4 protein-coding genes and 1 pseudogene are annotated in these 3,916 nt (G+C 72.5%); all 5 read right to left on the reverse strand.

Translation table 11 applies throughout. The features are described from left to right. Window positions 1-768 (reverse strand): methyl-accepting chemotaxis protein (locus D3A59_RS24615; protein ID WP_473206073.1); only part of this gene is annotated, 768 nt, incomplete at its 3' end. Window positions 769-886: 118 nt separating this feature from the next. After that, complete coding sequence (locus D3A59_RS24620) at window positions 887-2,440, reverse strand: methyl-accepting chemotaxis protein (protein WP_119157938.1); 1,554 nt, start codon at window positions 2,438-2,440, stop codon at window positions 887-889. Between the two features lie 113 nt (window positions 2,441-2,553). Beyond that, entirely contained in the window at window positions 2,554-3,057 is a 504-nt protein-coding gene (locus tag D3A59_RS24625; RefSeq protein WP_419187281.1) for a chemotaxis protein CheW, read from the reverse strand. Between the two features lie 40 nt (window positions 3,058-3,097). Then, window positions 3,098-3,592, reverse strand: a complete 495-nt coding sequence (locus D3A59_RS24630) for a chemotaxis protein CheW (RefSeq protein WP_119157939.1) — start codon at window positions 3,590-3,592, stop codon at window positions 3,098-3,100. 47 nt (window positions 3,593-3,639) lie between these two features. After that, window positions 3,640-3,916 (reverse strand): annotated as a pseudogene (locus D3A59_RS24635) (methyl-accepting chemotaxis protein); the annotation flags it as partial.

Genomic DNA, 3,916 nt, shown 5'->3' on the forward strand with positions numbered 1-3,916 from the left:
CAGGCTCGAGGCGGCCTGCTCGGTGCGGCTGGAGAGGTCCTGGTTGCCGCTGGCGATCTCCTGCGTCGCCACCGTGATGCTGCCCGCCGCCTGCTGCACGCCCTCGAGCGTGCCGGCCAGGCGGGTGAGCGCCGCCTTCAGGCGCCGGCCGCCCTCCGTCTGCGTCTCGACGCCGGCGACGTCGAGGTTCAGGCGCTCGTCGCTGTCGATCGCCTGCACCATCGCCGACAGCTCCAGCCCCTCGAGCGTCTGCTGCCGCATCCGCAGCGCGATCAGCACCTCCACCGCGGTCTGCACCACCACGTAGGCGGCGTGGACCAGGATCTTCGAGAAGTCCGCCTGGGGAAGGCAGAACACCGGCAGGCCGCCGAACTGCAGCCGGTCCACCAGCACGTGGTGCACGGCCACCAGCGCGGCGGCGAAGACGATCGGGCGCCAGTCGCGGTAGACCAGCAGGATCGCGAGCAGCACGAACACGCCGAAGTGGAACTCGAGCGTGCCCATCGAGACCTGCAGGTGCAGCGCGATCAGGCCGGTGGCGGCCGTTGCCAGCAGCAGGCGGCTGGCGAGCGTGCCTGCGGCGCCCAGGTAGCCGGCGAGCCCGAGCAGGCCCAGGCCGAGCGAGCCCGACAGCGCGGTGCCGAAGCGGCCATGGTGCAGGCCGATCGCCAGCGCTCCCAGCACGCCGACGGCGAGCACGACGAGCATCAGTCGGTCGGCGGCGATGCCGAGCTCGCGCGGGTTGCGGGGAGCGGAGAAGGACTTCATCGGTGGCATGGAATGGGTGAGTGGACGTCGTCGCTCGCAAGCCGCGCGCGGCGGACACGGCGTGCTTGCAGGGATATCGGCGGCATTGCCGAAGGTTTGAGTGGTGCTTTTCCCTGTCTCAGGCGGCGCGGGCGAGGCGGAAGCCGTTGACCAGCCCGCTCAGCTGCCGGGCCTGCTGCCGCAGGCTCTCGGCCGCTGCGGCCGATTCCTCGACCAGCGCCGCGTTCTGCTGCGTCATGCGATCGAGCTGGCCGACGGCCTGGTTGACCTGCCCGATGCCGCCGGACTGCTCCGAGGAGGCCGCGGCGATCTCCGAGACGATGTCGCCGAGGCGGCGCACCGCCTCGACGATCCCCTTCATCGTGCCGCCGGCCGTGGCGACCTGGCTGCTGCCCGACTCGACGCGCTCGACCGAGCCGTCGATCAGCACCTTGATCTCGCGGGCGGCCTGCGCACTGCGCTGCGCGAGCGTGCGCACCTCGCCAGCGACCACCGCGAAGCCGCGGCCCTGCTCGCCGGCGCGGGCAGCCTCCACCGCCGCGTTGAGCGCGAGGATGTTGGTCTGGAAGGCGATGCCGTCGATCACGCCGATGATGTCGGCGATCTTGCGCGAGGCGGCCTGGATGTCGTCCATCGTCGCCACCACCTGCGAGACGACTTCGCCGCCGCGCAGCGCGATCTCGGAGGCCGAGCCCGCGAGCTGGCGCGCCTGCGCCGCGCTCGCCGTGCTGCTCTGCACGGTGCCGTGCAGTTGCTCCATCGAGGCCGCGGTCTGCTGCAGGCTCGAGGCGGCCTGCTCGGTGCGGCTGGAGAGGTCCTGGTTGCCGCTGGCGATCTGCGTCGCGGCGGTGGCGATGCTCTCGGTCGAGCCGCGGATGCCGTGCACCATCGTGCCGAGCCGCTCCTGCATCGCGGCGAGCGCGCGCAGCAGCTGGCCGGCCTCGTCGCCGCGCCGCGTCGCGATCGGCCGGGACAGGTCGCCCGATGCGATCACCTCGGCGGCACGGATCGCCTCGGCCAGCGGCGCGTTGATCGAGCGCGCCACCCCTGCCGCGGCGGCGACGCCGACGAGCAGTCCGGTGCCCGCCAGCAGCCCGAGCAGCAGGCGCCCGTCGGCGAGATGCGCGCGCGCCTCCTGGTCGGCCTGCGCCGCCAGCGCCTGCTGGTGCCGTGCGAAGACCTCGAGCGCGGCCAGGTAGGCGTCGGCCGCCGGCACGAGCCGTCGCTCGACGAGCGGCGCGGCCTCGTCCTGCTGCCCGGCCTGCAGCAGCCCGAACACCTGGTCGCGCAGCGCGACGTAGCTCTTGCGGGTCTCGGCGATCGCGCCGTGCAGGCGCCGTTCTTCGTCGCTGCTCAGCAGCGACTCGATGCGCTGCTGCAGTGCGTTGATCTGCTCGGAGGTGGCCTTCATCTGCGGCTGCAGTTGCTGCCACAGTGCCGGCAGGCCGCCCGAGTGGGCGATGGCCAGCGTGCGCGCCAGGTTGAGCCGCGTCTCCTGGATCCATTGCTGAGCCAGCTCGCTGAGCCCGGCCTGCGCCCGTGCCTGCCGGTGCTGCGCGTCGATGTCGGCCATGCGGTTGGCGCCGGCGGCGGCCATGCCGAGCGTCAGGGCCAGCAGCAGGCCGAAGGCCAGCGCGAGCCGGGTCCGGATCTTGAGATCGGAGAGTTTCATCGTTGTCCTCGTGCCGGCCGCCGTTGCCGGGGCGGCCGGCATCGGAAGGGGAGGGCCGGGGGGAAGGACGCGGGGGGACGCGTCGGAGGGCGCGTTGGGGGGACGCGGCTCCGTCAGGCCAGCGTGGCGCGCGCCAGGCCCATCTCGGGGCTGAGGATCAGGCGTTCGATGTCCAGCAGGATCAGCATGCGCTCGCCGCTGCTGCCGAGCCCGGTGATGTACTGGGCGTCGACCGCCGCGTCCATCTCGGGCGGGGGCTTGATCGCCTCCGCGGGCAGCTCCATCACGTCGCTGACGCTGTCGACCACGACGCCGACGACGCGTGCGCCGAGGTGGAGGATGATCACCACCGTGAAGGCGTCGTAGTTCGCCTGCGGGCAGCCGAAGCGCATGCGCATGTCGACGATCGGCACGATCGTGCCGCGCAGGTTGATGACGCCCTTGAGGAAGGCGGGCGCGTTGGCGATGTGCGTCGGCTCCTCGTAGCCGCGGATTTCCTGCACCTTCAGGATCTCGATGCCGTACTCCTCGCCGCCGAGGCGGAAGGTGAGGTATTCCTGCGGCGGCGCGCTCGCCGCGCGCGCCTTGCCCGGCATCCGGGTCTGGATCGGTTCCATCATGCCCATGGCGGTCTCCTGTCTCTGTGTCTTGGGGGGCTCAGGCGGCGCGTGCCGTCTCGACGACGCCGAGCTCGGGGCTGGCGATCAGCCGCTCGATGTCGAGCAGGATCACCATGCGCTCGCCCACCTGGCCGAGGCCGGTGACGAAGGCGGCGTCGATCGTGGAGCGGATGTTCGGCGGGGGCTTGATCGCGTCGGCGGGCAGCTCCATCACGTCGCTGACCGAGTCGACCACCATGCCGACGACGCGGTGGTGCACGTTCAGGATCACGCTGACGGTCAGGCCGTTGTACTCGACCGAGCTGCAGCCGAAGCGCAGCCGCAGGTCGACGATCGGCGCGATCGTGCCGCGCAGGTTCACGACGCCCTTGATGAACTCGGGCGCGTGGGCGATGCGGGTGGGCTGCTCGTAGCCGCGGATCTCCTGCACCTTCAGGATGTCGATGCCGTACTCCTCGTTGCCGAGGCGGAAGGTCAGGTATTCGCGCGGACGGCTGGCGTCGCGACGCTCGGTGGTGTCCTGGGGGGCCATGGGGTTCTTTGCGTGAGGTGGATCGGGCGGGTGCGAGGGCACCCTGCTCAGAAGGTTTCCCAGTCGCCGTCGTCGCTCGCGGTCGCCGCCGGGGCGGGACGCGGCGCCGGCGGCTGCGCGGGGGCCGGGGCGGCCGCCTTGCGCGGCGCGGCGGGCGCGGCGGCGGCCGGTGCGGCAGCGGCGCGCTCGACGGCGGCAGGGCGCGGCGACGACAGTGGGGCAGGCGCAGGGGCGGCGTGCAGCGCGGCGTCGACACGGAAGCTGCCCATCAGCGAGGCGAGGCGCTGGGCCTGCTCGCGCAGGCTGTCGGAGGCGGCGGCGGAC

Origin of the sequence: Caldimonas tepidiphila, assembly GCF_003569765.1 — a bacterium.
Lineage (GTDB): Bacteria > Pseudomonadota > Gammaproteobacteria > Burkholderiales > Burkholderiaceae_C > Caldimonas > Caldimonas tepidiphila.

What these genes read in the sequence shown, in the direction of transcription:
- D3A59_RS24620 (WP_119157938.1), bottom strand. Translation starts at nt 2,440, where the DNA reads ATGAAACTCTCCGATCTCAAGATCCGGACCCGGCTCGCGCTGGCCTTC.
- D3A59_RS24625 (WP_419187281.1), bottom strand. Translation starts at nt 3,057, where the DNA reads ATGGAACCGATCCAGACCCGGATGCCGGGCAAGGCGCGCGCGGCGAGC.
- D3A59_RS24630 (WP_119157939.1), bottom strand. Translation starts at nt 3,592, where the DNA reads ATGGCCCCCCAGGACACCACCGAGCGTCGCGACGCCAGCCGTCCGCGC.